Annotated in this window: 18 protein-coding genes, 1 tRNA gene and 1 pseudogene; 13 read left to right on the forward strand and 7 right to left on the reverse strand. The window is 47.2% G+C overall.

The window, feature by feature from the left end:
* The first annotated feature begins 180 nt into the window (after window positions 1-180).
* Together QUA07_RS20310 and QUA07_RS20315 are read left to right on the forward strand one after the other, a co-directional pair.
* Window positions 181-618, forward strand: coding sequence for a type II toxin-antitoxin system HicB family antitoxin (locus tag QUA07_RS20310; RefSeq protein ID WP_333328428.1), 438 nt, complete (start codon window positions 181-183; stop codon window positions 616-618).
* Entirely contained in the window at window positions 615-1034 is a 420-nt protein-coding gene (locus QUA07_RS20315; RefSeq protein WP_333328431.1) for a type II toxin-antitoxin system VapC family toxin, read from the forward strand. Before QUA07_RS20310 ends, QUA07_RS20315 begins: the two co-directional genes overlap by 4 nt.
* Here the strand turns inward: QUA07_RS20315 and QUA07_RS20320 are convergent.
* Window positions 1023-1406 carry a hypothetical protein gene (locus QUA07_RS20320; RefSeq protein ID WP_333328435.1) on the reverse strand — a complete coding sequence of 128 codons (384 nt, stop codon included), beginning with the start codon at window positions 1404-1406 and terminating at the stop codon, window positions 1023-1025. The two genes, QUA07_RS20315 and QUA07_RS20320, sit on opposite strands and share 12 nt — an antisense overlap.
* A 136-nt stretch (window positions 1407-1542) precedes the next feature.
* Between QUA07_RS20320 and QUA07_RS20325 the strand changes: the two genes are divergently transcribed.
* The 8 genes and pseudogenes from QUA07_RS20325 to QUA07_RS20360 all read left to right on the forward strand — a co-directional run bounded on the left by QUA07_RS20325 (window position 1543) and on the right by QUA07_RS20360 (window position 10191).
* Window positions 1543-2205, forward strand: a complete 663-nt coding sequence (locus QUA07_RS20325; RefSeq protein WP_333328438.1) for a class I SAM-dependent methyltransferase — start codon at window positions 1543-1545, stop codon at window positions 2203-2205.
* A gap of 124 nt (window positions 2206-2329) precedes the next feature.
* A pseudogene (locus QUA07_RS20330) lies at window positions 2330-2554 on the forward strand (DUF433 domain-containing protein).
* Window positions 2555-2599: 45 nt separating this feature from the next.
* Complete coding sequence (locus tag QUA07_RS20335; RefSeq protein WP_333328441.1) at window positions 2600-3310, forward strand: M15 family metallopeptidase; 711 nt, start codon at window positions 2600-2602, stop codon at window positions 3308-3310.
* A 284-nt stretch (window positions 3311-3594) separates the two neighbouring features.
* A complete protein-coding gene (locus QUA07_RS20340; RefSeq protein WP_333083001.1) occupies window positions 3595-4665 on the forward strand; it encodes a glucose-1-phosphate thymidylyltransferase in 1071 nt (356 codons plus the stop codon).
* A gap of 345 nt (window positions 4666-5010) precedes the next feature.
* Window positions 5011-5544, forward strand: coding sequence for a hypothetical protein (locus QUA07_RS20345; RefSeq protein ID WP_333328444.1), 534 nt, complete (start codon window positions 5011-5013; stop codon window positions 5542-5544).
* A gap of 251 nt (window positions 5545-5795) precedes the next feature.
* Window positions 5796-7925 carry a glycosyltransferase gene (locus QUA07_RS20350; protein ID WP_333328447.1) on the forward strand — a complete coding sequence of 710 codons (2130 nt, stop codon included), beginning with the start codon at window positions 5796-5798 and terminating at the stop codon, window positions 7923-7925.
* Between the two features lie 14 nt (window positions 7926-7939).
* Window positions 7940-9010, forward strand: coding sequence for a glycosyltransferase family 1 protein (locus QUA07_RS20355; RefSeq protein ID WP_333328450.1), 1071 nt, complete (start codon window positions 7940-7942; stop codon window positions 9008-9010).
* Between the two features lie 98 nt (window positions 9011-9108).
* Window positions 9109-10191 (forward strand): glycosyltransferase family 1 protein, encoded by a 1083-nt coding sequence (locus QUA07_RS20360; protein WP_333328452.1) that lies wholly within the window; start codon window positions 9109-9111, stop codon window positions 10189-10191.
* A 261-nt stretch (window positions 10192-10452) separates the two neighbouring features.
* On the opposite strand, the gene petG is transcribed toward QUA07_RS20360, so the two are convergent.
* Window positions 10453-10572 (reverse strand): cytochrome b6-f complex subunit V, encoded by a 120-nt coding sequence (petG, locus tag QUA07_RS20365; RefSeq protein WP_006632329.1) that lies wholly within the window; start codon window positions 10570-10572, stop codon window positions 10453-10455.
* A gap of 180 nt (window positions 10573-10752) precedes the next feature.
* On the opposite strand from petG, the gene QUA07_RS20370 reads away from it, so the two are divergent.
* Window positions 10753-11133, forward strand: a complete 381-nt coding sequence (locus QUA07_RS20370) for a c-type cytochrome (RefSeq protein ID WP_333328455.1) — start codon at window positions 10753-10755, stop codon at window positions 11131-11133.
* 145 nt (window positions 11134-11278) lie between these two features.
* Here QUA07_RS20370 and QUA07_RS20375 read toward each other — a convergent pair whose 3' ends face one another.
* From QUA07_RS20375 to QUA07_RS20395, 5 genes are all read right to left on the reverse strand, one after another.
* Window positions 11279-16594 (reverse strand): DUF4347 domain-containing protein, encoded by a 5316-nt coding sequence (locus QUA07_RS20375; protein ID WP_333328458.1) that lies wholly within the window; start codon window positions 16592-16594, stop codon window positions 11279-11281.
* 690 nt (window positions 16595-17284) lie between these two features.
* A complete protein-coding gene (locus tag QUA07_RS20380; protein ID WP_333328461.1) occupies window positions 17285-17644 on the reverse strand; it encodes an NIL domain-containing protein in 360 nt (119 codons plus the stop codon).
* 208 nt (window positions 17645-17852) lie between these two features.
* The gene (gene cysW, locus QUA07_RS20385) at window positions 17853-18731 is read right to left on the reverse strand and encodes a sulfate ABC transporter permease subunit CysW (protein ID WP_333328463.1); all 879 of its coding nucleotides are present in this window, start codon (window positions 18729-18731) and stop codon (window positions 17853-17855) included.
* Window positions 18721-19581 (reverse strand): sulfate ABC transporter permease subunit CysT, encoded by an 861-nt coding sequence (cysT, locus tag QUA07_RS20390; protein WP_333310642.1) that lies wholly within the window; start codon window positions 19579-19581, stop codon window positions 18721-18723. The genes cysW and cysT overlap by 11 nt, the downstream gene beginning before the upstream one ends.
* A gap of 101 nt (window positions 19582-19682) precedes the next feature.
* The gene (locus QUA07_RS20395) at window positions 19683-20828 is read right to left on the reverse strand and encodes a sulfate ABC transporter substrate-binding protein (protein ID WP_333328467.1); all 1146 of its coding nucleotides are present in this window, start codon (window positions 20826-20828) and stop codon (window positions 19683-19685) included.
* Window positions 20829-21207: 379 nt separating this feature from the next.
* Here QUA07_RS20395 and QUA07_RS20400 point away from each other — a divergent pair, with 379 nt between their 5' ends.
* Both QUA07_RS20400 and QUA07_RS20405 read left to right on the forward strand, forming a co-directional pair.
* Window positions 21208-23367, forward strand: a complete 2160-nt coding sequence (locus QUA07_RS20400; protein ID WP_333328470.1) for a WD40 domain-containing protein — start codon at window positions 21208-21210, stop codon at window positions 23365-23367.
* 125 nt (window positions 23368-23492) lie between these two features.
* Window positions 23493-23565, forward strand: a tRNA-Thr gene (locus QUA07_RS20405).
* The last annotated feature ends 39 nt before the right edge of the window (window positions 23566-23604 follow it).

A 23604-nucleotide genomic window follows, 5' to 3' on the forward strand; every position in this document is an offset into this window, starting at 1 on the left:
GGCAATAATGTTTTGATGATTTGAATTGAGACTAAGAGTGAAGTTGCGATCGCAGCCTTGAATGATTGGTAAAGGCTAGAATCCCGCAGGCTTTAAGTGCGGTGGCGTTCTGAACCGCTGACATCTATTGAAAGCCTTGCGAAAAGAATTAATTGGATGTTGGAAAAACAATGCGTTAAAATGCCAAATATAACCAACCAGAAAAAACAGAAGAATGCCACAGTATTAACCCCTACTCCGAATCCTGTAACCCAATTAACTTATCAACTTCTAATTGAAAAGCACGATGAAGACCTCTACAGCGCAATAGTTTGGGAGTTGCCAGAGTGCAGAAGATCAGGATCTACTAAAGAAGAAGCTTTAAAAATTTTGCACCGATTGTTGACCGAGCGTCTAAAAAAAGTCGAAATAGTCTCTCTGACAGTAGACATTCCCCAAACTGAAAATCCTTTAATGAAGTGGGGAGGAGCTTTTAAAAACGATCCGCACTTTGATGAGATGCTAGAAGATATTGCAGAACTGCGCCGCGACAGGAATGCACAAATCGCAGAATATTACGATCGACTCGATGAAGCAGAAGCCACCAATAAAATTGAGGTGGAGGAAACAGCTAAGTGACTTTGTGGATATTTGATACAGACCCTGCCACACTTTTTGGGCAGGGTAATCTACAAATAGTGCAGCGTGTCAGTGAAGTTAATCCAAAAGATATTGCTATTACGATCGTTAAATTTGAAGAGCAAATGTATGGACGACTTAACCGTATCAGACGAGCGACATCAGGGAATGAAATAATATCAGCTTATGCAAGTCTGCGAAAAACCATTAACTATCTGACCGATTTTGAGTTGCTTGACTTCGATCTAGATGCTGAAAATTATAGGGAATTTTGGCGGCCAAAAATCTGCGTTGGCACGCAAGATTTACGGATAGCCGCGATCGCACTTGCAAAAAGCGGTATTCTACTTACCCGGAATCGCGGAGATTTTGAAAGAATCCCTGGATTGAGGTTTGAAGACTGGTCAGTGCAATGATTGGGATGTGCGATCGAGCATGATGTAGTTGTGGAAAAAAGTTCGATGGAGTTCACCATGATTGGACCAACTACACCCAATGACACCGCCGCGCCGATCGCCCTGGCCGACGCCACCGGCCTGTTCGAGCCGAACCAACTCGATGAAGTTGGCGAAATGCTGGCTGAGTAATTCGGTGGCAACAGCGGCAGCCATCGCTTTTGGATCGCAGACGACGCCAGAGTGTCTCAGCCAAATGCGCCAAATGCGCGTGGCTCTCTCCCGACGGAATAGGCCTCTTTCTGCCATGCGATCGCGCCTGTCAGCGTCCCGCCTACCTCTTGCAGTTTTGTCGCCAATGCCGGAAGTCGGCAAACCGTCTTCTTGCCACAAGCCCCAAAGGGTGTAAGTCGGTTTTTTGGCGATCGAATGCTACGCTAAAACGGGGAATCCGCCCTCTGTCGGATCGGTTAACAATTCTTAATTGTTCTTAAACTAGAAAGAGTAAATCTAGTTGCGATCTGAATTTATGTTGCTTCCAGCCGACCAACGCACCAAGTTAGACGACACCGACGACAATTTGTTCTACTCCTATCCCCGGTTTGTAACGCACGTAGACGATGGATTTATTCAGCAACTAACCGATTTATATCGGGAACGGCTGAAACCGAATACTCGGATTTTTGATATGATGAGCAGTTGGGTTTCTCACTTGCCCGACGAGATGCAATTTGCCCATGTAGAAGGGCACGGCATGAATGAAGAAGAGTTGGCAAAAAATCGCAGACTGAATCATTATTTCGTGCAGAATTTGAACGCAAATCCCAAATTGCCACTGCCGGATGCAGAATTTGACGCGGTTGTCAACTGCGTTTCGGTACAGTATTTGCAACACCCGGATGCGATTTTTGCCGAGATTCACCGAATTTTGAAGCCGGGGGGCGTAGCAATTATCAGTTTTTCCAACCGGATGTTTTATCAAAAGGCGATCGCGGCTTGGCGGGAAGGTTCCGAGGGCGATCGGGTCGAATTAGTTAAGGGTTACTTTGATTCTGTCAAAGGAGCGAATATACCTGGATTTAGTAAGCCGGAAGTAATTGTTCGCAAGCCTAACTTGCCGAGTTTTATGCAAATGCTGCGAATAGGAAGTGGCGATCCGTTTTATGCGGTAGTTGCTTACCGCCAAAGTTAGGATTTTGGGGCAGTAAGGACTTTAGGACTTTAGGTGGAGATTAAAAACACTAAAGTCCTTACTACAAACCCATCGAAAGCTACGCTCTTTAGGTTAGGATATATTTAATATTTGTTCCTAAAATATGGACAACCAACTTTTGCAGCGCATCACACTCGATCCAAATATCTGTCACGGAAAACCCTGTATGCGCGGTCTCCGATATCCAGTATAGTTAATTATTGAATTACTTAGTTCTGGTATGAATGCTAAAGAAATTATAGATGACTATGACGATTTAGAACATGAGGATATTCTAGCTGGTTTGCTATTTGCAGCGCGACGGAATCAAGTGAAAAGCATATACTGAGTATTGTAGTTCATCAGTAATCATAAAGTAGGGTAAAACCTTGATATGAAACCATACCAGCAAATAGCGATCGACGAATGTGGCGAACCTTTAGTCCCTATTCCAGCAGAACATTTTGCCTTTGAAATGCCGCACCCTTATCAAAAGTTGGGTGCACCGTATCACAACAGCAAAGCAGATTCCCCTTACTACTTGCGGCAAGGAGTTGTAGATAGTTTAATCGCCGCTCAAACCCAGCTACAGCAAAATCATCAAAATTGGAAAATTCTGATATTTGACGCTTATCGGCCGGTGGAAGTGCAGCAATTTATGGTAGATTATACTTTTAATCAAATTGCCATAGCTCAAGGCTGCGAATTTCCGGTTTCCGAAGACAAACGCCAAGTGATTATAGAACACGTATATCAATTTTGGGCAGTACCCACTCTCGATCGCGCAACCCCTCCCCCTCACAGTACAGGTGCAGCTTTAGATATAACTTTAGTGGATGAAAACAATCGGCAAATTGATATGGGTTCTCCGATTGATGAAATATCAGAACGTTCTTATCCCGATTATTTTTGTAATAGCAAGGAGCCGCAAAAACAGGAATATCACCGTCGCAGGCAAATATTAAAAAATGCGATGATAGCTGCGGGTTTTCAGCAACATCCTAACGAATGGTGGCATTTTTGTCTGGGCGATCAGATGTGGGCTTGGTTGACAAATCAAAACAATAGTGGTAGTCAATTGATTGCCCGATATGGCCGCTATTAAAAGGGTACGCAATTAAATCGGAACGGGCGCACCCGCGACCTTAAGAAAGGGTTTTTTTGACCAAAAACCTCAGCTTTTAACTGCTTCTTGTGGCAATAAACCTGGTTTCTGACACTCTGTGCCTCCCGCACTATAAAAGTATGAGCAAAATAAATCATTTGTGTCAGGATACACTGCAACTATTGCCAGCGGGGTAGCGGTGGTTTAAAATCAACGAGAGCTAACAAGTGCAGGCAATATTTGCCAGCACCGCAAACCCTAAAGGATAACTCAGAGTTCACCCAATGAAAGCACTCATCCTCTCTGGCGGTAAAGGAACACGCTTGCGTCCCCTCACCTATACGGGTGCTAAGCAGTTGGTTCCTGTAGCAAATAAGCCGATACTGTGGTACGGAATTGAAGGAATTGTGGCGGCTGGGATTACTGATATTGGGATTATTATTAGTCCCGAAACCGGGGAAGAGGTGAAGACGAAAACAGGAGATGGATCTCGCTTCGGGGCGAAAATTACTTATATCTTGCAAGCAGAGCCGGCAGGGCTCGCTCACGCGGTAAAAGTTGCCAGACCGTTTTTGGGCGATTCTCCGTTTATTATGTATTTGGGAGATAACTTAATTCAGAATCAGTTAGATCCGTTTTTAGAGATTTTTAACAAGCAGAAACTAGACGCTCTGATTATGCTGCGTCCCGTTTCCAATCCCTCTGCTTTCGGTGTGGCAAAAGTTGATGAGAAAGGCCGAGTTTTGCAGTTAGTAGAAAAACCCAAAGTTCCGCCGTCCAATTTAGCACTGGTGGGAATTTACTTTTTTGCTCCTACTATCCACGAGGCGATCGATCAAATTCAACCTTCGCCCCGGGGCGAACTCGAAATTACCGATGCCATTCAACAGCTCATCAATCAGGAAAAACACGTAGAAGCCTGCAACTTAGAGGGTTGGTGGCTGGATACGGGGAAAAAAGATGATTTGCTGAGTGCAAACCAAATCATTTTAGATAGCTGCATCGTAGCTTCAACTGAATTAAAAGTAGATGCGAAAAGTCAAATTATCGGGCGAGTCCAAATAGGAGAAGGAACGGAAATCATTAATTCTACAGTTCGCGGGCCAGTGGTAATTGGGGAAAATTGCCGCATTGAAAATTGCTTTATCGGGCCTTACAGCAGTATTGCCGATCGCGTGACGATGATTGATGCTGATATCGAACACAGTGTAATATTGCAAGGGGCGAAAATAGTTGGCATTCACCAGCGAATTGTTGACAGCGTGATCGGGCAGCGAGCTCAACTCACCAATGCACCGGCTCGTCCAAAAGCTCTGCGGTTTATGATTGGTGATGACAGTCAAATTGAGTTATAGCAATCCTTGCAGGAGTCGTAAACTTTTTACCCCACCCCAACCCTCCCCGCGGGTTAGGGGAGGGAGTAAGAAATTCACAAATGATTTAGGATTGCTATAGCTTAAATTGAGATATTGCCCATATCGGAAGCAATAATCCTGATTTAACAAGAGATAAATTTTCTTGTGGGGAGTAGGGGTTGGGCATCCGGCCCGCCCTTGAATAGGCAAGATGCCTGTTCCACAATTAATTACAATTATTCACACAGCAAAGCGGCTTGTTCACAATTAGTTACAATGATTGAAACAGCAAAGATGCCTGTTCCATAATTAAGTCATACTAAGTTATCTCAAGGAGAGGAAAGTTTGGAGTACGAAGAAATACCAACTCAACAGATAATACATAAATTGCGGCAAACTTTGGAGCCTCGAATTGGTATTGCTGAGCTGTCGCTGTTGGGAACAGAAAATAGTACGATCGCCCAAAATGAAGATGATGAAGATATCGCCCTTTTAAAGGCAGGTTTCGACATTTATAATATCCCCATTACCTCTTACCAAAGGCGACTCGGTTCCGCAGTCATCGTCGTTAGGAAAATAGTCCGAAAATTGCTCAGACCGGTACTCGAACGACAAGTAATTTACAATTTTGCTAATACGCGGGTCGTGCATACATTAAGCACACAATTGCAAAAATTGCAAGAAAATCAACAAACTATCTTTGAAAAAATTGAATCGGAATTCAGCAGCGAATATCCTGAAGTTACAGCACAGCTTGAGACTCAACAAAGAGCGATCGCAACTTTTCAGTCTGAAATAGAGCAAATTAAAGCAGTGCAGCAGCAACATACTGCTATTTTAGAGAAGATTACCGCTCAATTACTCGATCGACAAAAATAAAGCATCAAAGATGACCCAAAATAATTTGGTCACAAGGCCCCATATTTATTCGCGAGAGCAATGCTTCAATGCTTCAATCAAAAATCTAAAATTATTCAATTCCTCAATCTAAAATCCCAAAGCCCAAATCTAAAATCCCTCAATCATTCAAATTTTCAATCTAAAATCTTCAATTATTCAATTCCAAATCGAAAATCTAAAATTCTTCAATCCTTCAATTACTCAATCTCAAATCTCACATCTAAAATCGAATGACTGCACTGCCCATATGTTCGTTAATTATAGTCAACTATAACGGTCTGCGCCACACGAAAGATTGCTTAAAATCTCTACAAAAACTTGCGTATCCCGAATCGCAACTCGATTTAATTGTAATTGATAATTGTTCTCAAGACGATTCCCTTGCTTCCCTGCGCGAACTATTTCCCAAAGTTCGGATTTTTGTCAACTCCGCCAACAACTTTGCGAAAGCCCTCAACCTCGGCATCAGCGAAGCAAAAGGGCAATATATCGGCTTTCTAAATAACGATGCTACCCTTGACAGTCGCTGGTTAGAGATTCTTGTAAAACGGCTAGAAACTAATAAAGAATTAGGTGCGGCTAGCGGCAAATTGTTGTTTAAAGACGGGCGAATTAACAGCGCTGGTATTCAGCAATTACCTAATTTTTATTGGCAAGATGTCGGCTTTGGCGAAAAAGATGCGGGACAGTACGATACAGAACGGGAAGTCGAAGGGCTTTGTTGGGCGGCGGTACTTTTCCGCAGGAAATGTCTCGAAGATGTGGGGCCGATAGATGAAGATTTTGTGATGTATTTTGAGGATGTAGAGTTTGCCAAACGCTGCGACAAACGCGGTTGGAAAATGCTTTATACTCCCGCAGCTATCGCCCATCACGAGTATCGCGGTTCGAGTAAAGGTAGCAAACTTACCGAGTATTTCTGCAACCGCAATCGGTTTTTGTATTTGGCAAAACATGAACCGTTGCAATTAGTCAAAGGAATTCATACTTCTGATTTTTTTACTAACCAGCAGTACGATTTGCTGTTCGAGAGTTTATTTGTCGCGATTAAAAAACTTCTAGATTATCAGAAACCAGAAATCATTGAAACTGTATTACCACAGTTGTCGGAAAAGTTGGCGGTGATTTACAGTCGGATGAAGATCGATCGCATTTTGTCTCGATTGCAGGTGGTTCGGGGCGATCGCAAAATGTCGATCGCCATTTACGATCACGGACTGCATTTTATTGGTGGGGGTCAAAAATACGTCGCTACCCTCGCCTCGCTGCTACAAAATGAATTTGACATTACTTTTATCGCCAACAAACCAGTTGCTGTTTCCGACTTAGAATCCTGGTACGGACTCAACCTTTCAGGATGCAAAATTAAAATTATGCCCTTGGCGTTTTACGAGAAACGCGGAATGCAGTGTATCGATTCCAGCATCATCGTGGAAGATATGGAAAATCCCTTTGATGAAATTGCCAGAGAAAGCAAAAACTACGATATTTTCATCAACGCGAACCAACTGGAAAAAGTTAAACCACTGTCGCCGATCTCAGTATTTTTCTGCCACTTTCCCAATACCTTCCGCAACCGTCACTTTGCTGTCGATGATTACACTTTCATTATTGCCAACAGTCAATTTACCGTCAAGTGGTTGGAGAAACGCTGGAACCTACAGCCAACTTTTCTGCTTTATCCGCCCGTGGAAATGGCAACAGTTAAAGTGCCGAAAGAAAACATAATTTTGGCTGTGGGACAGTTTGAAGCTGGGGGAACAAAAAAGCAAATTGAACTAATTAAAGCTTTCCGCTGTTTGCTAGCCGATTATCCCAAAGAAATTGAAGGATGGCGACTAATCTTAGTTGGCAGCAGCATTCAGAAAAATCCTTATTTAAAGACGGTTCAGAATTTCTTGAAGCAAGATTCAAGGGCGATAGATCTCAAAGTCAATGTTGACTTTGATGAGGTAAAATCACTTTATGCTAGAGCAAGTATATTTTGGCACGGCTGCGGTTTGGGTGAAGTCAATCCTCAAAGATTTGAGCATTTCGGGATGGCGACTGTGGAAGCAATGCACAACTATTGTGCTCCGATTGTTTTCAACGGTGGCGGCCAACCGGAAATTGTCGAACATGGGCGATCGGGCTTTGTGTTCAATACCCTTGAGGAACTGTGCCAGCATTCACATCAACTAATTGTTAATCCTGATTTGCTAGCAGAACTTCAAGCTGGTGCACAGCAACGCAGTCAGAACTTTAGACTTGCACATTTTGAGAAAAAAGTCAATAGTTTTTTTGATATTCTTCACCAAGAGTATGCTACAATTCGGCTGCCAAATCCTGCCGATATAGCTCAAATGCTCGATCGAACTTAAAGGCTAATTCAAGCGTGTCTAACCCACTTTTAATCAATTTATCCTTCTTAAGTCCTGAACCAACGGGAATCGGAACTTATGCAGCTAATCTTTTCCCGCAACTGCAAAAGCTAAAACCAACATTACTGACTTCCCAGCAAATTAACCATTATACTTGCCACCAAATTCCCGAAACTCTGACACCGAATCGCGGCCCCAAAGGACAAATTAACAGGCTACTGTGGACTCAGTTTGAGTTACCTAAAATTTACAAAAAATTGCATTCAATCCTGATATTTTCCCCTATTCCCGAAGCACCTTTGTATTCCGGCTGTCGCTACATTGTCACAGTTCACGATTTAATTCCTTTGCGATTTCCCCGACGGTTTTCTCGATTAACAGCTTATTTTCGCTACTACATACCGCAGGTTTTGCGGCAAGCAGAACACATTATTTGCGATTCTCAAGCAACGGCGGCAGATGTTGCTAACTTTTTCCAAATTCCTCATAAAAAGATGACCGCAATTCCCCTAGCTTGCGATAATATCAATTTTAGATATCTCGACTTGCCAGCCAAAAATTATTTTCTTTATACCGGCAGACACGATCCTTACAAAAACTTGGAAAGATTAATCGGTGCATTTGCGAGTTTGCCCGATCGCACAAATTACGAATTGTGGCTAGCAGGGCCTCCCAATGCCTACACACCGCAGTTGACAGCACAAGTTGAAAAATTAGGTTTACAATCTTTGGTAAAGTTTCTCGGTTACGTTCCCTATTCTGAATTGCCCGTACTGATGAATCAGGCGATCGCCCTAGTTTTCCCTACACTTTGGGAAGGATTCGGCTTACCAATTTTAGAAGCAATGGCTTGTGGCACACCCGTCATCACATCCAACCTGTCATCAATGCCAGAAGTCGCCGGAGATGCCGCATTATTAGTCAATCCTTACAGCGTCGGAGAAATAGCCGAAGCCATGCAAACACTAGCCACAGATTCAAAAGTACGATCGAACTTAAAAACTGCTAGTTTAGCCAGATCATCTCAATTTAGTTGGCACAAAACCGGAACAGCAACCGCCAACATCTTACAGCAATATCTTTAAATCTTCCCTCTCTTCCTTTCTCCTCTCTGCGTCCTCTGCGCCCTCTGCGGTTAAATAAAAAAAATCCCACCCAAAAACCGCAATCTACATATTATCCCATGCCCAATCCCCAATCTAACTTACTAATTAACCTCTCCTTCCTAATTTCCAAACCCACCGGCTTAGCCATCTACGCCAAAAACCTATTTCCCCACCTAAAGTCCCTCAATCCAACATTACTAACAGCCGAAAATTTCCCCAATAACAACTGCTACCAAATCCCCCCAAACCTCACACCAGAACAAGGAACCAAAGGACACATCAACCGATTGCTGTGGACACAAACCCAACTCCCCAAAATTTACAAACAGCTAAAATCCAACCTGTTATTTTCCCCAATTCCAGAAGCTCCTCTATTTGCAGGTTGCCGCTATATAATTACAGTACATGACTTGATAGCGCTGCGATTTCCCCGCCGCTTCGATCCTCTGACACCTTACCACCGCTATTACATTCCCCAAGTGCTGCGGCAGGCTGAACACGTCATTTGCGACTCGGAAGCAACTGCTAAAGATATCAATAATTTTTGCAATATTCCTACTAATTTAATTACGCCAATTTTCCCCGGATACGATACCAGTTTTTTCCGTTTTTTAGACTTGCCAACAAGCAATTATTTTCTTTATATCGGCCGCCACAATCCTTATAAAAACGTGCAGCGAGTTGTAGCAGCATTTGCTGCTTTGCATGATAATTCCGAGTACGAATTGTGGATAGCAGGTTCAGAAGATAAGCGCTATACGCTGCTGCTGAAAGCGCAGGTTCAAGAATTGGGATTGGTCGATCGAGTAAAATTCCTAGATTACCTCCCACCAGCCGACTTGCCCAAAGTTATCAACCAAGCGATCGCCCTGGTTTTCCCGAGTCTTTGGGAAGGATTCGGTCTCCCCGTGCTTGAAGCAATGGCCTGTGGCACTCCTGTCATCACCTCTAACCTGTCTTCAATGCCGGAAGTGGCGGGGGACGGCGCATGGTTAGTCAACCCCTACAACGTCGAGGAAATTGCCTCTGCTATGCAAGAGCTTGCAGTCGATGCCAAAGTTCGATCGCACTTGCGGGAGCTCGGTTTAGCCAGAGCAAAACTATTTAGCTGGGAAAAAACAGGCTTGGAAACTGCTGCTATTCTCGATCGATATCTTTAACGAAGGAAGTTCGGCAACGGATGTAACGGATGTAACGGATGTAACGGATGTCGAGAAGAAGGAAGAGGGAAGTTCGGCAACGGATGTAACGGATGGAAGAAGGAAGAGGGAAGAAGGAAGAGGGAAGAAGGAAGAGGGAAAAAGGAAGAGGGAAGAAGTCAGTAGGCCGATTTAATAACCAATGCCCCATGCCCCATGCCCCATGCCCAATTCCCAATTCCCAATTCCCCTGACAGCCTGAGTGAGGGACTGTAGACCCTTTTACTTATTGATACCCAACTGATCGCCGCGCTTGTACTGCTGATAAGCAGCAAAAAACAGCCCCGCCAGAGTAACAAAGATTAGACCCAGAACAATACCTGAAAGCAGCGGTTCTACCATGAGATCTCCTTAACGTTAAGATTTAACAACCTATTTTTAATATTACCAGCACTTACACAGATGAATTTGCCAAAAAACGCCCTTCCGGGAGTATCAGACCTTGCTCTCCCCGCTGCGAACGATTAAGCTATGTTATGAGAAATAAATTTTCTTGTAGATACTATTTTTAATTGAACTCCTTTGAATAACCAACTTGCCCGGAATGAAATTAAAAACCCGATCGAGCGACTTGCCATATTTGCGCTAGCGGTGTTGCTTGCCATCATGTTGGCGACGCTCGCAATTCGTCAGTTTCAAGTCGCCGATCCTTACGTCAAAAGCGTACTATCCCTCACGGGCAACCCGTTTCAGGGTTCCGCCATCTTTCAAATGAACTGTGCGGGGTGTCACATCTCCGTTTCAGACAGTCAAGTCGGGCCCAACTTGCACGGAGTGTCCGAGCGCAAATCCGAATTCGATCTGATCCGGCAAGTCACCAGCGGGCAAACCCCACCAATGCCGCAGTTTCAACCGAGTCCGCAAGAAATGGCCGACTTGCTCAAGTATCTCGAACAAATTTGACCAAAGAAGGGGAACGGAATTCGTTCCCCTTCTTTGGCAGAGCCTCGAAACCCATGCTTAGAGGTTCTGTTTCCCGCTAGTCCCTCTCTGCTGGGACGGCAGGCAAGTGTATGCTCGGTTTTAACTGCCGAGTTTGATATGCAGACTAAACCAGCAAGCTAAAACTCTGAGCCGATAACTGGCTCGGCTGTACGCCCGTAAGTATAGCTAAAATCCGGTCGCTGTTGGCGATTCCGATCGCCGTCGAGCCATTAGTTTCGGTCAATGACAGTTGATTGAAGTCCAAGCCTCCCACCAACCCGATCGAATCAACTCCTGCGGTGAAGTTGAAAATCGTGTCAATTCCTCCGCCCGCTGACAAGACAAAGCCATTGCTGCCACTGCCGCCGACGAGGGTATCGCTGCCAATGCCGCCAAAGAGCAAGTCATCGCCGGTGTCAGCAAAGAGCAAATCATCGCCGCTGCCGCCAATTAAGGTATTGTTACCCTCGCCGCCGCAGAGAGTGTCATTGCCTTGATCGCCAAATAGCACGTCGTCGCCCGCGCCTCCCAAAATTACGTCATCGGCTTTGCCCCCGTACAATATGTCATTGCCTTCGTCGCCAGAAAGAGAGTCGTTGCCACGATTGCCATAAATCGTATCGTTACCGCGATCGCCAAAAATCAGGTCAAACCCTTTGCCACCAAAGAGAGTATCGTTATCGATGCCTCCGTAGATAGTATCGTTGGCTATATTGCCATTGATATAGTCACCGCCCCCTCGACCAAAGATCAAATCGTTGCCACCCAACCCGAAGATAGAGTCACTGCCGACACTACCCACGATCGTATCGTCGCCGTTAGGGCCGTTGCTCACACCCGCTGAAGGAGTGCCGGGCTGATTGGGAGTAGCGATCCTGGGGAAGTTCTCAGGGCAAACCAAATCTGTCGGTACAGGTGCAGGCGTCGGCGTCGGTGCAGCAGGCGTCGGCGTCGGTGCAGCAGGCGTCGGCGTCGGTGCAGCAGGCGTCGGCGTCGGTGCAGCAGGCGTCGGTGTCGGCGTCGGTGCAGCAGGCGTCGGTGTCGGCGTCGGTGCAGCAGGTGTCGGCGTCGGTACAGGTGGCAGTGGTGGCGGCGTCGGAGTCGGCGTCGGTTCAGGTGTCGGCGTCGGCGCTGGGAAGTTCCCGAAGTTGATGCCGCTGACAATAGCGCCCGAAGTTAGGGTGATGTCGGCGGGTTCGGGTGTGCTTTGGGTAAACCCAGTTTGGTTGACTTCCCGGACACGGTAGGTTCCCGGCGTTAGGTTTGCGAACAGGTAGTTACCACTGTTATCTGTGGTAGTAGTAACAGGAGCAGTTCCAGCTACGACATTGGTTAACTGAATTTGGAAATTGGGTAAACCCGGTTCTCCAGCATCCTGAGTGGCATTGTTGTTGGTGTCTTGGAACTTCAGACCTCGGATCGCCCCGGGTTGCGGCAAGAAGTTGCCGAAGTCAATGCCCGTGATGTTATCGGAGGGATTAACCGTAACGGGGGCGGGGTTGGGGGTCGTCTGCGTCCAGCCGTTTTGCTGGACTTCCCTTACCTGGTAAGTACCTGCGGGTATATCTCGGAGAGTGTAGTTGCCCGCTGCATCGGTGATGGTAGTCGGTTCGCCCTGCTGAAAGATGCCATCGGGAGTGATACTGTCGAGGAATATTTGCCAGTTACCTAGCCCCAATTCTCCGGCATCCTTAAGGCCGTTGTTGTTGAGGTCATTGAATTTTTGACCGCTGATAGTGCTCGACTGGAAGTTGCCGAAGTTGATATTAGCGATGTCTTGACCGCTGGTGACAGTGATGTCATCCGGGTCGGGGGTAGTTTGCGTCCAAGTAGGCTGCAAGACTTCCCGCACCTTGTAGGTTCCTGCTGACAAATCGAGGAATTGGTAGTTGCCGGTGGCATCGGTGAGAGTGTTCGGTTCCCCGGTGTCGAGAGTGCCGTTATCGTTGGTATCGAGGAAGAATTGCCAGTTGGCAAGTCCTAGTTCCCCGGTATCTTGTACCCGGTTGTTGTTGAGGTCATTGAACTTCAGACCGCTGATGCTATTGGGCCTGAAGTTGCCAAAGTTGTTGTTTTGGGAGTCGGTACCGCTAGTGACGGCGATCGTAAACGCGCCGGAAAGGGTAGGCGTGGCTGCATTGACAGGGGGCACAGTTTGCGTCCAGCCTGTTTGTGGCACTTCCCGCACTGTATAAGTGCCGGCTGCCAAGTTGGTGAACTGGTAGTTACCGGTGACATCGGTGACGGTGGCGTTGGCGCCTGTTTCGGCCGCTACTGGGTCTTGGACACCGTTGTTGTTGGCATCCAGGTAGATTGTCCAGCCTCCTAGCGGTGGTTCTTCTGGCCCATCTTGGATGCCATTTTTGTTGAGATCGTTAAATTTAATCCCGCTGATTTTGCCTAGCTGGAAGTTGCCGAAGTCTTGAGCCGTAATGTTTGTGCCGCTGACCGGGTTAATTGGATAAAAAGTCGGGCCTGCGGTTTGTGAGAAACCAGTCGGTACGTCTTCTCTCACAAAGTGCCGACCGGAGCCGACGTTGGCAAAGCTATACGTTCCAGCCGCGGCTGGCGCTGTACCGGTAACTTGAGAGGCGATTTCCGCATCACCGCTATCTAAAGTGCTGTTATCGTTAGTATCTTTGAACAAGCGAATGGTAGTGCCGTTGAGCGGGGTGTCGTCAGCAGAGAAGCCGTTGCCTGTGAGGTCGGTGAATTTGGTGCCGCTAACGGTGATGTTTTGGAAAACGCCGAAGTTTTGACCGGTGACGGGAGTACCGCTTTGGGCACTAACGAGAATTGCTGCAGCGGGGAAAGAGATGCTGGAGTTGGCTGGGGCAGTGGCTTGTATCAGGTAATTGCCGGGGCCTATCTCCGAGAATGTGTAATCTCCTGCTCCTGCAGTGGTTTGTGCAGTGCCGACAACAGTATCTGTGCCGACTTCTAGCGTGTTGTTGTTGTTGGTGTCTTTGTATAAGTTAACGGTGATGCCGTTTAATACCGTGTCATCGGGCGTGAAGCCGTTGCCCGCGAGGTCGGTGTAGGTTTTGCCTGCGATCGATGTTTTCTGGAAATTACCGAAGTTGGCACCGGTGACATTAACAATACCCGTATTTGCCGGAGTCGGGCCGAGGGTCTGCACCCAAGCATTCGCAGGGGTTCCAGCGGGTGGCGCTTCTGTAATCGGAGTATCTGTTTTTACGTCGCGGATGATATAAGTGCCGTCGGCTGCGGTAGTAGCGCTCTTCGTGCCTACAGAAATCACCCAACCCGGAAGACCTGGTTCAGTCGCCGCAGCGCCTTGCAGGCTATCCCCGTTAAAATCGTTGAATTTAACCCCTGTGACGATCGGGCCGTACTCGTAGGCGCCGATATCAACAGCAGTGCCGATCGTCCGGGGAAAGCCAGCACCCCGCTGGTCAGTTGCCCCGGCCGCCGCAGCCGCGGCGGCGTTGCCGCCATCGATCGCCGGATTAGGAGTCGCAGTGCTGTCAGCCAAAGCATAAGTCAGGGGAACGCCTGTAGCCTGGTTCAATGCTGGGGTAGGGGCGATGACATTTGCTAGAGGAACTGTCAGTTGCTGGGCTACAGGTAAATTGCTCCCAGTAACATTCCCGATCAAATTGTTGATACTGGTGGCGGCGAAAGAGGTCCCGAACACGTCAGGATTCGCGCCGCCGAAATTCCCGGCGACGATCGAATTTAGGACATTCACAGTACCGCCATTCGTCGCAATCCCCCCGCCCACAGCAACAGCAGGGGCAGTAGCAGTCGCAGTGTTAGCAGTGATGGTGTTGTTAGTCAGAGTTGCAGTAGCGCCGCTGTTGACAAAAATCGCGGCCCCCGCGCCCTGGCCCGGTGTCGCCCCCGCGCCTCCGGTTGCTGTGTTGTTGAACAAAGTGCTGTTGTTCAGGGTCAAACTGCCAGCATTAACAAAAATTGCGCCTCCCAAACCAGCACCACCGCCGCCACCGGTTGGGCTGCCGGCGCCGCCCGGGGTAAAAGCTCCGATAGTCGTGCTGAGTCCGCCCGGTGTACCGCTACCGCCTCCTCCTCCGAAGCCGCCAGCGCCGCCGTTGCCGCCCACACCGCCGCCGCCGCCTCCGCCTCCGAAGCCGCCAGCGCCGCCAATGCCGCCAATGCCGGCTGCACCTGCTGTGCCAGTGCCGGCGACGCCACCAGCCCCGCCGTTGCCACCACCGCCTCCTCCTCCTCCGAGGCCACCAGCGCCGCCTGCGCCGCCTGCGCCGCCCGTACCGCCGTTAGTCCCGCCCGTACCGGCGCCGCCCGTACCGCCTGCGCCACCGGGGCCGCCGTTAAGACCGGTACCTGGCAATCCGCCACTGCCCGCGCCGCCGTTGCCGCCCGTACCGCCAGGGCCGCCCTCAGCGCCGATGCTTGGCAACCCGGTGAGGCCAGTTTGACCCGGTCCACCTGCGGAAACGAAGGGAAACAGACCTGCAAAATCGGTGTTGCCGCCCGGACCTGCGACTGCGGGAGCGACGGGGGGCGGGCTGCCCGCGCCGCCCGTAGCGCTGTTGCCAGTAAAGGTCACGCTGTTAACTGTGACAGTGCCGCTGTTGATAAATAGTGCGCCGCCCATGCCGGCTGCACCGCCACCGCCACCCGTGCCGGCAGCGCCTGTAGATATGCCCCCGGTAATTGTCAGGTTGGAAAATGTGACTGGGGTAGTGGCGCTGTCGATGAAGAAGCCCCGGTTATTGCCCAGATCTAGGGTGAAACCGCCGCCGGTAAAGGTGATGGGGGTGGAAATTCTGGGCAGAACCTGTCCCACCCCGAAGGTGATGTTGCCGGTGATGGCGATCGTGTCTGCATTGGGCAAAGCGTTAGCCAGAGTTATCGCATCTCGCAGTTCGCCAAATGTGGCGACTAAAACTGCACTGTAAGCTTCCCTCGCCTCTGCAGAAAATGCTAAAGGTGTTTCTATTTTGCCCGTAGTTACTTCGAGTTCCCAGTCTCCACCCAGTGCCGCACTGCCGGTCAAGTTATCGGAAGCGGCAATATTTGCTCCCGTGAGCTGGCTCAGCCTTTCCACGAAAGCCACACCTGCTTCTGTGGCGGCGACGTTGCAACCGTAAAGCAGAATTTCGGGTTTAGCTGTAATTGAAGAGTTAGAGTTTGCTTCGACTGCAGGCAAAGCAAACCATGTTTCTAAATAATTGCGATAGCTTTCAATGTTGCACAGATTTAGTTCTGTTGCTCCCAGTTGCAAGCTGGCTGCTGCGCCGTGAGACAAAATGTGGACGGCTGCAATGTTTTGCCGCTGTTTAAGTGTTTCGGCGATTTGCTCGATGCCGTCGCGATCGGCATTCAGAATAACAATTTCTGTATCGGGATTGACCGTTTCTGTTAAACTTTCGCAATCTTTAACTTGTGAATCTGCAAAAACTATCTGGTGTTTCCGTTCTTTATAGAGTTCCACGTTCAAATTCTCCTGGTACACACACACATCAAATTCATATCACAAACCAACCGCAGCAGCGATCGATCTTTTTCCAGCGCGGATGAGAGTCGATCGCCCCTAATTTCATCTAACCTAACTTTCACCTAAATTGAATATTGACAAAAACATTTTTTTGTGCTCTCCAGCCCTAACGGAGTTAGTTTGATTGTTTAGAAGTTTTAAAGGGGGATATTGTTCCGGCTGTTACAACAATGTTGGAGAAGACTTGCGCGCTGTTTATTGATATGCCAGAGATGGAGAAAACACCAGATTTTATAAAAAATGTCAATCGAATAGTTAACTGATGATGATCGATATTGGTTAATCAAGAGTCATCAATCACGGTTATTAGCTGTAAGCTGGTGTTATTTGGTACTTGTTGGCTGCTGAATTATCTGTATGTGCGATCCTCTTCGAGGGCTTCGCTAACGAACAACCGCAATCAAATTACTTGGCAGTAAGGAATACAAGTCCTCTGAGTTTTATGACCACTTGTATTCCTCACTAGAAGCGTGATAACTGTAATTTTACAGGAAGAGATAGGCTGACTCATGACTAACATTCCTGGAGCCTATTAGACTCAATAAACCGGCTCGAAGAAAGAAAATTAGGCGTGGCAGTCCAGAATATTAACTCCTCTTCCAGGTTGGTGCGTCAAAGACTCACTAATTACCAAGTTTCTTCATCGGGATGATTGGAATTGCTCCAGATTTCCACATCTAAATCATTGAGATAAATTAGAGCCGTTTCAATTTGTTTACTTGTACCGTTAAGTTCCAAGTCAAACCAACCGTCATCTAAAGTTTTAACACCCAACAAAGCAGCATTAAAATTCACCGTCAAACCGTATTCAGAAATCAGGTGAGAAATGACAGGTTCCTGATGGTATTCTTTAGGAATACGAATGCGAATGCGCGTTTGAGTTGGTCTGTTGTCACGACTATCAGATTGGAGAATATCTGATTCTTGGGTTTTGTCAAAATTGCCGATCGCCTCAAATAGAGATTCGCTAGTGTTGTGATCTAACATTTGGGACTCCTAATGTTTGTTTCAGTTTACATTTTGCACCAATATCTTGTAGGGTGCGGATCTGCGAGATTTTCGAGCTTCCAACCAGATTGTCGATAGCGCCGCACCCTACTACTGACTGGTTTGAGGGATGAGGTTCACAGCGCGCACCCTAAAGCCCTAATGACTAATGACTAATGACTAATGACTAATGACTAATGACTAATGACTATTCTTCAACTTCTTTGATCCTAGTTTTTCGTTCTAAAATCTCCTTAAGCACGAGGGTAACAACTGCTAAAAGACCGAGAACTACCGCAGCCGAAAATGCGGCTTGGGTCGCGTACTGCTTGTAAGCATCCTCTACAAACAAGGGCAAAGTTTGCGTTTTTTTAGCAATATTTCCCGACACCACAGAGACGGCTCCAAATTCTCCCATTGCTCTAGCATTGGTCAAAATTACTCCGTAAAGCAATCCCCAGCGAATACTCGGAAGCGTAACATTCCAGAAAATTTGCCAGTCATTTGCTCCCAAAGTTTTCGCCGCCTCTTCTTGATCAGTTCCCACTTCTTCCAAAACAGGAATCACTTCGCGCGCCACAAAAGGCAAGGTAACAAAGGCAGTAGCTAGCACCATTCCAGGGAAGGCAAAAATAACCCTGATATTGGCCGCCTCCAGCCACGGCCCGAACCATCCCACCCGACCGTAAAGCAGTACAATCATTAAACCTGCAACTACGGGAGAGATGGCAAAAGGCACGTCTAAAAGGCTGATTAATAGCGTGCGGCCCCGAAATTTATTGCGACCAATTACCCAGGCTGCACACAAACCGAATACTGTATTTATAGGCACAACTATCAGAGAAATTACCAGGGTAAGTTGCGCTGCGTGCAGAAAATCCGGCGAAGTTAAGTTAGACAAAAATGGATCAAATCCCTTTCTGAAAGCTTGATAAAAAACGTTGAGAGTGGGGATAAATAAGACCAGAGCGAGATAGCCGATCGCAATTCCGATCAAAGTTGGTTTTACCCAAGCTTTTTCCTGACTCCGGCTAGAACCACTGGGCGGAAATTTGTAACCAACGGGTGAATTGATATTAGCCGTCATAGCGTCTTCTCCATGCTTGTAATAGATTTATGGCGAACAGCATTGCCAGGGAAATAGCTAACATGAAAGTGCCAATAACTGTTGCTCCTGCATAGTCGTACTGTTCCAACCTTTGGAAAATTAAAACTGGCGCGATTAAATCTTTGAACGGTATGTTAGAAGCTACAATTACAGTAGATCCGTACTCGCCAACCGCTCGCGAAAATCCGAGTGCTACTCCGGTTAAAATAGACGGAAATAGTGGCGGCAAAACTACTCGCCAGAAGGTTTCAAATTGAGAAGCCCCTAAGCACCAAGCTGCTTCTTCGATATCTTTTTCCATTTCGTTTAAAACTGGCTGTACCGTTCTAACGATAAATGGCAAGGAAATAAATATCATCGCTATACCTACACCCAATCGAGTAAACGATATCTTGATTCCCAAAGGTGCAAAAAGCGAACCAATCCAGCCGTTATCGCTGTAAACTGTGGCGAGGGTTAAACCTGCGACGGAGGTGGGCAGGGCAAAAGGCAAATCGACGATTGCATCGACAATCCGTTTTAAGGGAAAGTCGTAGCGGACTAATACCCAGGCAATTAATGTGCCGAATACTCCGTTAATTAATGCTGCAATTAATGCCGTAAAGAAGGTGACATCGTAGGCGGAAAGGGCGATCGGACTGGTGGCAATTGCCCAAAATTCGGCGGGGTTTGCTGTGCTGGCTTTCAGCAGCATTGCTGCAACTGGGAGCAATAGCATTAAGCTGAGGTAGCCTAGGGTGATTCCCCAAGGTAATGTGATTTTGCCGATCGCCCTTTTGATATTTTCGATCGGAGATTGAGGGTTACTGATTGCAGATGATTCAGCCATAAGTCAATAGTTTTGAGTTGGAAAGAATAATTGCGCTCCGGGGAGGGTTTTACCAAAAATAATTGCCTAAAACCACTCATCTCGTAAACCCGCCCCGGCCACTACTGTCTAATCGAACCTTGGATTTTGTCAAAAACAGCTCCGTCATCGAAGAATTTCTTCTGAATATCTCCCCAACCTCCTAAGTCTTGAGCTGTAAATAGGGTTTTGATGGGGGCATATTTTTGGACAAATTCTGGTTCCGCCGCTACTGTCGCATCTACTGGGCGGAAGCCTGCTTTGGCAAATTCTCGCTGAGCTTCTGGGGTATACAGAAATTTGACAAATGCTTCGGCGACTTCGCGAGTGCCGTGTTTATCAACGTTTTTATCGACAATGGCAATCGGATTGTCGATCGAAACATTGACTTCGGGAATAGTATAAGTCGGTTTTTCGCCTTTCTGACCAGCCAGAAGAATCTCGTTTTCGTAGTTAATTAAGGCGTCGCCTTGGCCTTGTTTGAAAAATACGTCGGTGGCTTCGCGGGCGTCTTTAGTCAGGATGGGGACGTTTTTGTAAACTTTAGTAGTCAAGTCTAATGCTTTGGTTTCGTCTCCTCCGGTTTTAACAACCGAACCCCAAAGTGCGAGGAAATTCCAGCGTGCAACGCCTGATGTTTTAGGATCGGCAGTAATCACTTTTACTCCGTCTTTGCTTAAATCTTCCCAGGTTTTGATGCCTTTGGGATTACCTTCGCGGGTGACTATTGCTCCTACGGATTTACTGACTATACCTTCGTTGGGGACTTCTTTTTCCCACCCGGGCTCAATGAGTCCGGCTTTTTCGATTTTTGCGGTGTCGAGGGCGAGGGCTAGGTGTACGATGTCTGCTTCTAACCCGTCAATTACGGCCCGAGTTTGGGAACCGGAACCGCCGTAGCTTTGGTTGAAGGTGACGGTTTGGCCTTTTTCTTTTTGCCATTGTTCTACAAACTTGGGAATTATCGCTTCGTGGGCGGCTTTGGTGACGGCGAAGGATACTAGGGTTAATTCTACGTTGCCTTTGTTAGCTGCTGGGGTAGCACCGCCTGGAGTGGCTGCGGGGTTGTTGGTGGTTCCCTGGCCGCAGGATGCAACCGCCAGACTTAAAGTTATTCCCACTAAAAATAGGGACACAAATCTTTTCAGGGTAGTAAATGATTGATTTGTGCTGGCTGATGGCTGCTGTGGCCAGTGAAGGTGTTGAGTTAGGCGTTGCCACGGGCTCATTATATTTGTTCCTAAACGAGAAAGTACGGTTATTAGGTCGGAATACCGTAATTATGGTTGTGAAGTACGATTATAGACAAGAGCGAGTCAAAAGGCAACAAAAAAAACAAATTGGGGGAACTCAGGGTCGATCGCATATCCTGAAGTCTTTTCCGTCGGTGCTTTGGATTCAGATTCGGGGTAAAATGTAAAGTGTATAAATACTATTATTGAGTTAAGGTGCTAAACTTGCGCCGCTGCACGATACGCCTGCACGATACGCCTTACATATATCATCGGCCGATCGCCCAAATCTAATAGCCCTGCCAAGAGTCCCCGCCCCAGTGAGATATGCCTGACTCGCGCGATCGCCCTTAAGTAAGAAAAAGTTTTAACTGGTATGTCCTTACCCCGCCCAGTCTCAGACACCCTAATTGAACTGTTGAAGCCTGTAGCCTCTGAATTGGGAGAAAGATTGGGGGCAAACGCTGTCAGCGAACGCTATGCAGAAATTGAGCCCTCTGGTTCTTCAGCTTTAAACCAGCAAATCAAAAAAGACCCCCGCTGGATTAAAGCACAAATGAGATATTTGCAGCGGCAGCAGGCCAGAGAACAAGAATTAATCGCCCTCGTGGGCGCAGAAGAAAGGGTAAAGGAAGAACGGGCTAATCGAATTAAGGCACAAGAAATAAGAGATAAGCGGGCAATTAGCCGACTTTGCCGCGACTTAATGCGGGAGTTTCAATCAGAAGCAATTCGAGTTAAGCTGAGCGAAATTCAAACTATTTGGGACAGGGACAACTGGTTTTCTAATTTGAGCAGGCAGGAAACTGAACAGATTTTGCAGCAGCAGCAGCAGCACCGATTGCTGCTGTTAGTTGCTCCCGCAAAAATTAGCCAAGATTGCCCGGATTCGTTTCGCCACAATCTGAATATCGAGCTGCCGGCTAAGTTAAGAGCTTTTTTGAACCAGCACTACCCCCCGCATGGAGATTTGTGCCCGGTTCAGTTTTACGGAGACTATTTCAAAAAATCCATTTCTGATATTGATGTGGAGCGGTTGCAGACTGTTTTGTCTCCCGTACCTACAGCTATACTGTACAGCGATATCAGCGATTATGAAGTTAATTTTCATGTGGGTTTTTGGGGAGTTATCAATCAGAGCGTTTCTCTAGTGGCGATGCAGCCTTGGAATTGGGAAGAGGTTTATCACCAGTTGGAGGCGCAGGGGAAAGATAAAAAGCTGAGCCTGCGGATTATTCGGCAAATAATTGTGACTATTCACAAGTTATTGGCGGCTTTTTTAGCTGATTTGTATTATTTAAATATCGATTTTACTCACGAACCTCAGTTATTTAAATTAGAGGCGGAATTTGCTCAGGAATGGTTTTCTAAAGATTGGGCCCAACCGTATATTGAAACTCTTAAAGAAATTCAGGAGCAGCAGCGAATAGTCTATAAGGGAGAGATGCGGCGGCTGGCGCTGCGAGAGGCGAAAGCTAGGGCGGAACGCCAGCGTTTGGAGGAGGCTGAACTCAAACGCAGAGAGGAAGTTGAGGCGGCAGCTAAGCGGGTGAAGGAATTAGCTCACAAATTAAAACATCAGAAATGGCGGTGTGTATATACGCTGCCAGGACATTCATCGTTTGTGAATTCTCTGGCCATTAGTCCTGACGGCAAAATTTTGGCTAGCGGTAGTTGGGATAAAACTATTAAGATTTGGAATTTAGAAACAGCGGAATTAATGGGCACTCTGACGGGACATTCCGATCGCGTAAATTCGGTTGCGATTAGCTATGACGGAAAAATGTTGGTCAGCGGCAGTTCGGACGAAACAATTAAGTTTTGGAATTTACACAGTGGCGATTTGCTGTGTACTTTTCCCGGACATTCTATGGAGGTGAATTCGGTGGCGATTAACCCGAAGCGCCAGGTAATTGCTAGCTGCGGCGGGGCTGATAATACGATTAAGCTGTGGAATTTGCGGAGTGGTGAGTTGCTGCGGACTTTGAAGGGTCATTCGGACAATGTGAATGCAGTGGTTTTTAGCCCGGACGGTAAAATATTGGCGAGTGGCAGTTCGGATGCGACGAGCAAGGTTTGGGATGTGGAAAGCGGTAAGTTGCTGCGGACTCTTTCGGGGTTGAATGTTGGGGTGAATTCTGTGGCGATCGCCCCGGACGGTCAGGTTCTTGCTAGCGTGAGCAATGATTATACGATTAAGCTGCGGAATTTGCAGACGGGCAGTTTGTTGCGGATTTTAAATACTCATTATGCGAAGGGAAAGGGTGTAACGAATTTAGGAACGAATGAGGCGCTGCATATTTTGCAGAATTATGTGAGTCGGGGCGATTCGGTTGCTATCAGTGGGGACGGTTTGACTTTGGTTAGTGGCTGCGATGATAATACGATTAATATTTGGAATTTGCAGACGGGGGAGTTGTTGAGCGCTCTTAAGGGACATTCGGGTACGGTGTACTCGGTGGCGATCGCACCTTCGGGCAATTTGCTCGCCAGCGGCAGTGCGGATCAGACGATTAAGATTTGGCGGTGCGATTAGTTAATTGGCAGTGGGCAGACAATTTCGGTTTTGCCCTTACGGGGAGGGGTTTTGAGCGAATTTGAAAAAAAAATGGCTGGGGGGGTTGCGCTAATGACTATAAGTTTGCTATATTAAGTTTCACTGCTGGTGTAACTCAGTTGGTAGAGTAGCTGATTTGTAATCAGCCTGTCGCAGGTTCAAATCCTGTCACCAGCTTTATTAGTATAATTTTGAGAGATATAACTATCTACAAAT

The organism is Microcoleus sp. T3_A4 (assembly GCF_036700465.1).
Lineage (GTDB): Bacteria > Cyanobacteriota > Cyanobacteriia > Cyanobacteriales > Microcoleaceae > Microcoleus.

What these genes read in the sequence shown, in the direction of transcription:
- QUA07_RS20400 (WP_333328470.1), top strand. Translation starts at nt 21,208, where the DNA reads ATGTCCTTACCCCGCCCAGTCTCAGACACCCTAATTGAACTGTTGAAG.
- QUA07_RS20360 (WP_333328452.1), top strand. Translation starts at nt 9,109, where the DNA reads ATGCCCAATCCCCAATCTAACTTACTAATTAACCTCTCCTTCCTAATT.
- QUA07_RS20380 (WP_333328461.1), bottom strand. Translation starts at nt 17,644, where the DNA reads ATGTTAGATCACAACACTAGCGAATCTCTATTTGAGGCGATCGGCAAT.
- QUA07_RS20335 (WP_333328441.1), top strand. Translation starts at nt 2,600, where the DNA reads ATGAAACCATACCAGCAAATAGCGATCGACGAATGTGGCGAACCTTTA.
- QUA07_RS20340 (WP_333083001.1), top strand. Translation starts at nt 3,595, where the DNA reads ATGAAAGCACTCATCCTCTCTGGCGGTAAAGGAACACGCTTGCGTCCC.
- QUA07_RS20395 (WP_333328467.1), bottom strand. Translation starts at nt 20,828, where the DNA reads ATGAGCCCGTGGCAACGCCTAACTCAACACCTTCACTGGCCACAGCAG.
- petG (WP_006632329.1), bottom strand. Translation starts at nt 10,572, where the DNA reads ATGGTAGAACCGCTGCTTTCAGGTATTGTTCTGGGTCTAATCTTTGTT.
- cysW (WP_333328463.1), bottom strand. Translation starts at nt 18,731, where the DNA reads ATGACGGCTAATATCAATTCACCCGTTGGTTACAAATTTCCGCCCAGT.
- cysT (WP_333310642.1), bottom strand. Translation starts at nt 19,581, where the DNA reads ATGGCTGAATCATCTGCAATCAGTAACCCTCAATCTCCGATCGAAAAT.
- QUA07_RS20325 (WP_333328438.1), top strand. Translation starts at nt 1,543, where the DNA reads ATGTTGCTTCCAGCCGACCAACGCACCAAGTTAGACGACACCGACGAC.
- QUA07_RS20310 (WP_333328428.1), top strand. Translation starts at nt 181, where the DNA reads ATGCCAAATATAACCAACCAGAAAAAACAGAAGAATGCCACAGTATTA.
- QUA07_RS20350 (WP_333328447.1), top strand. Translation starts at nt 5,796, where the DNA reads ATGACTGCACTGCCCATATGTTCGTTAATTATAGTCAACTATAACGGT.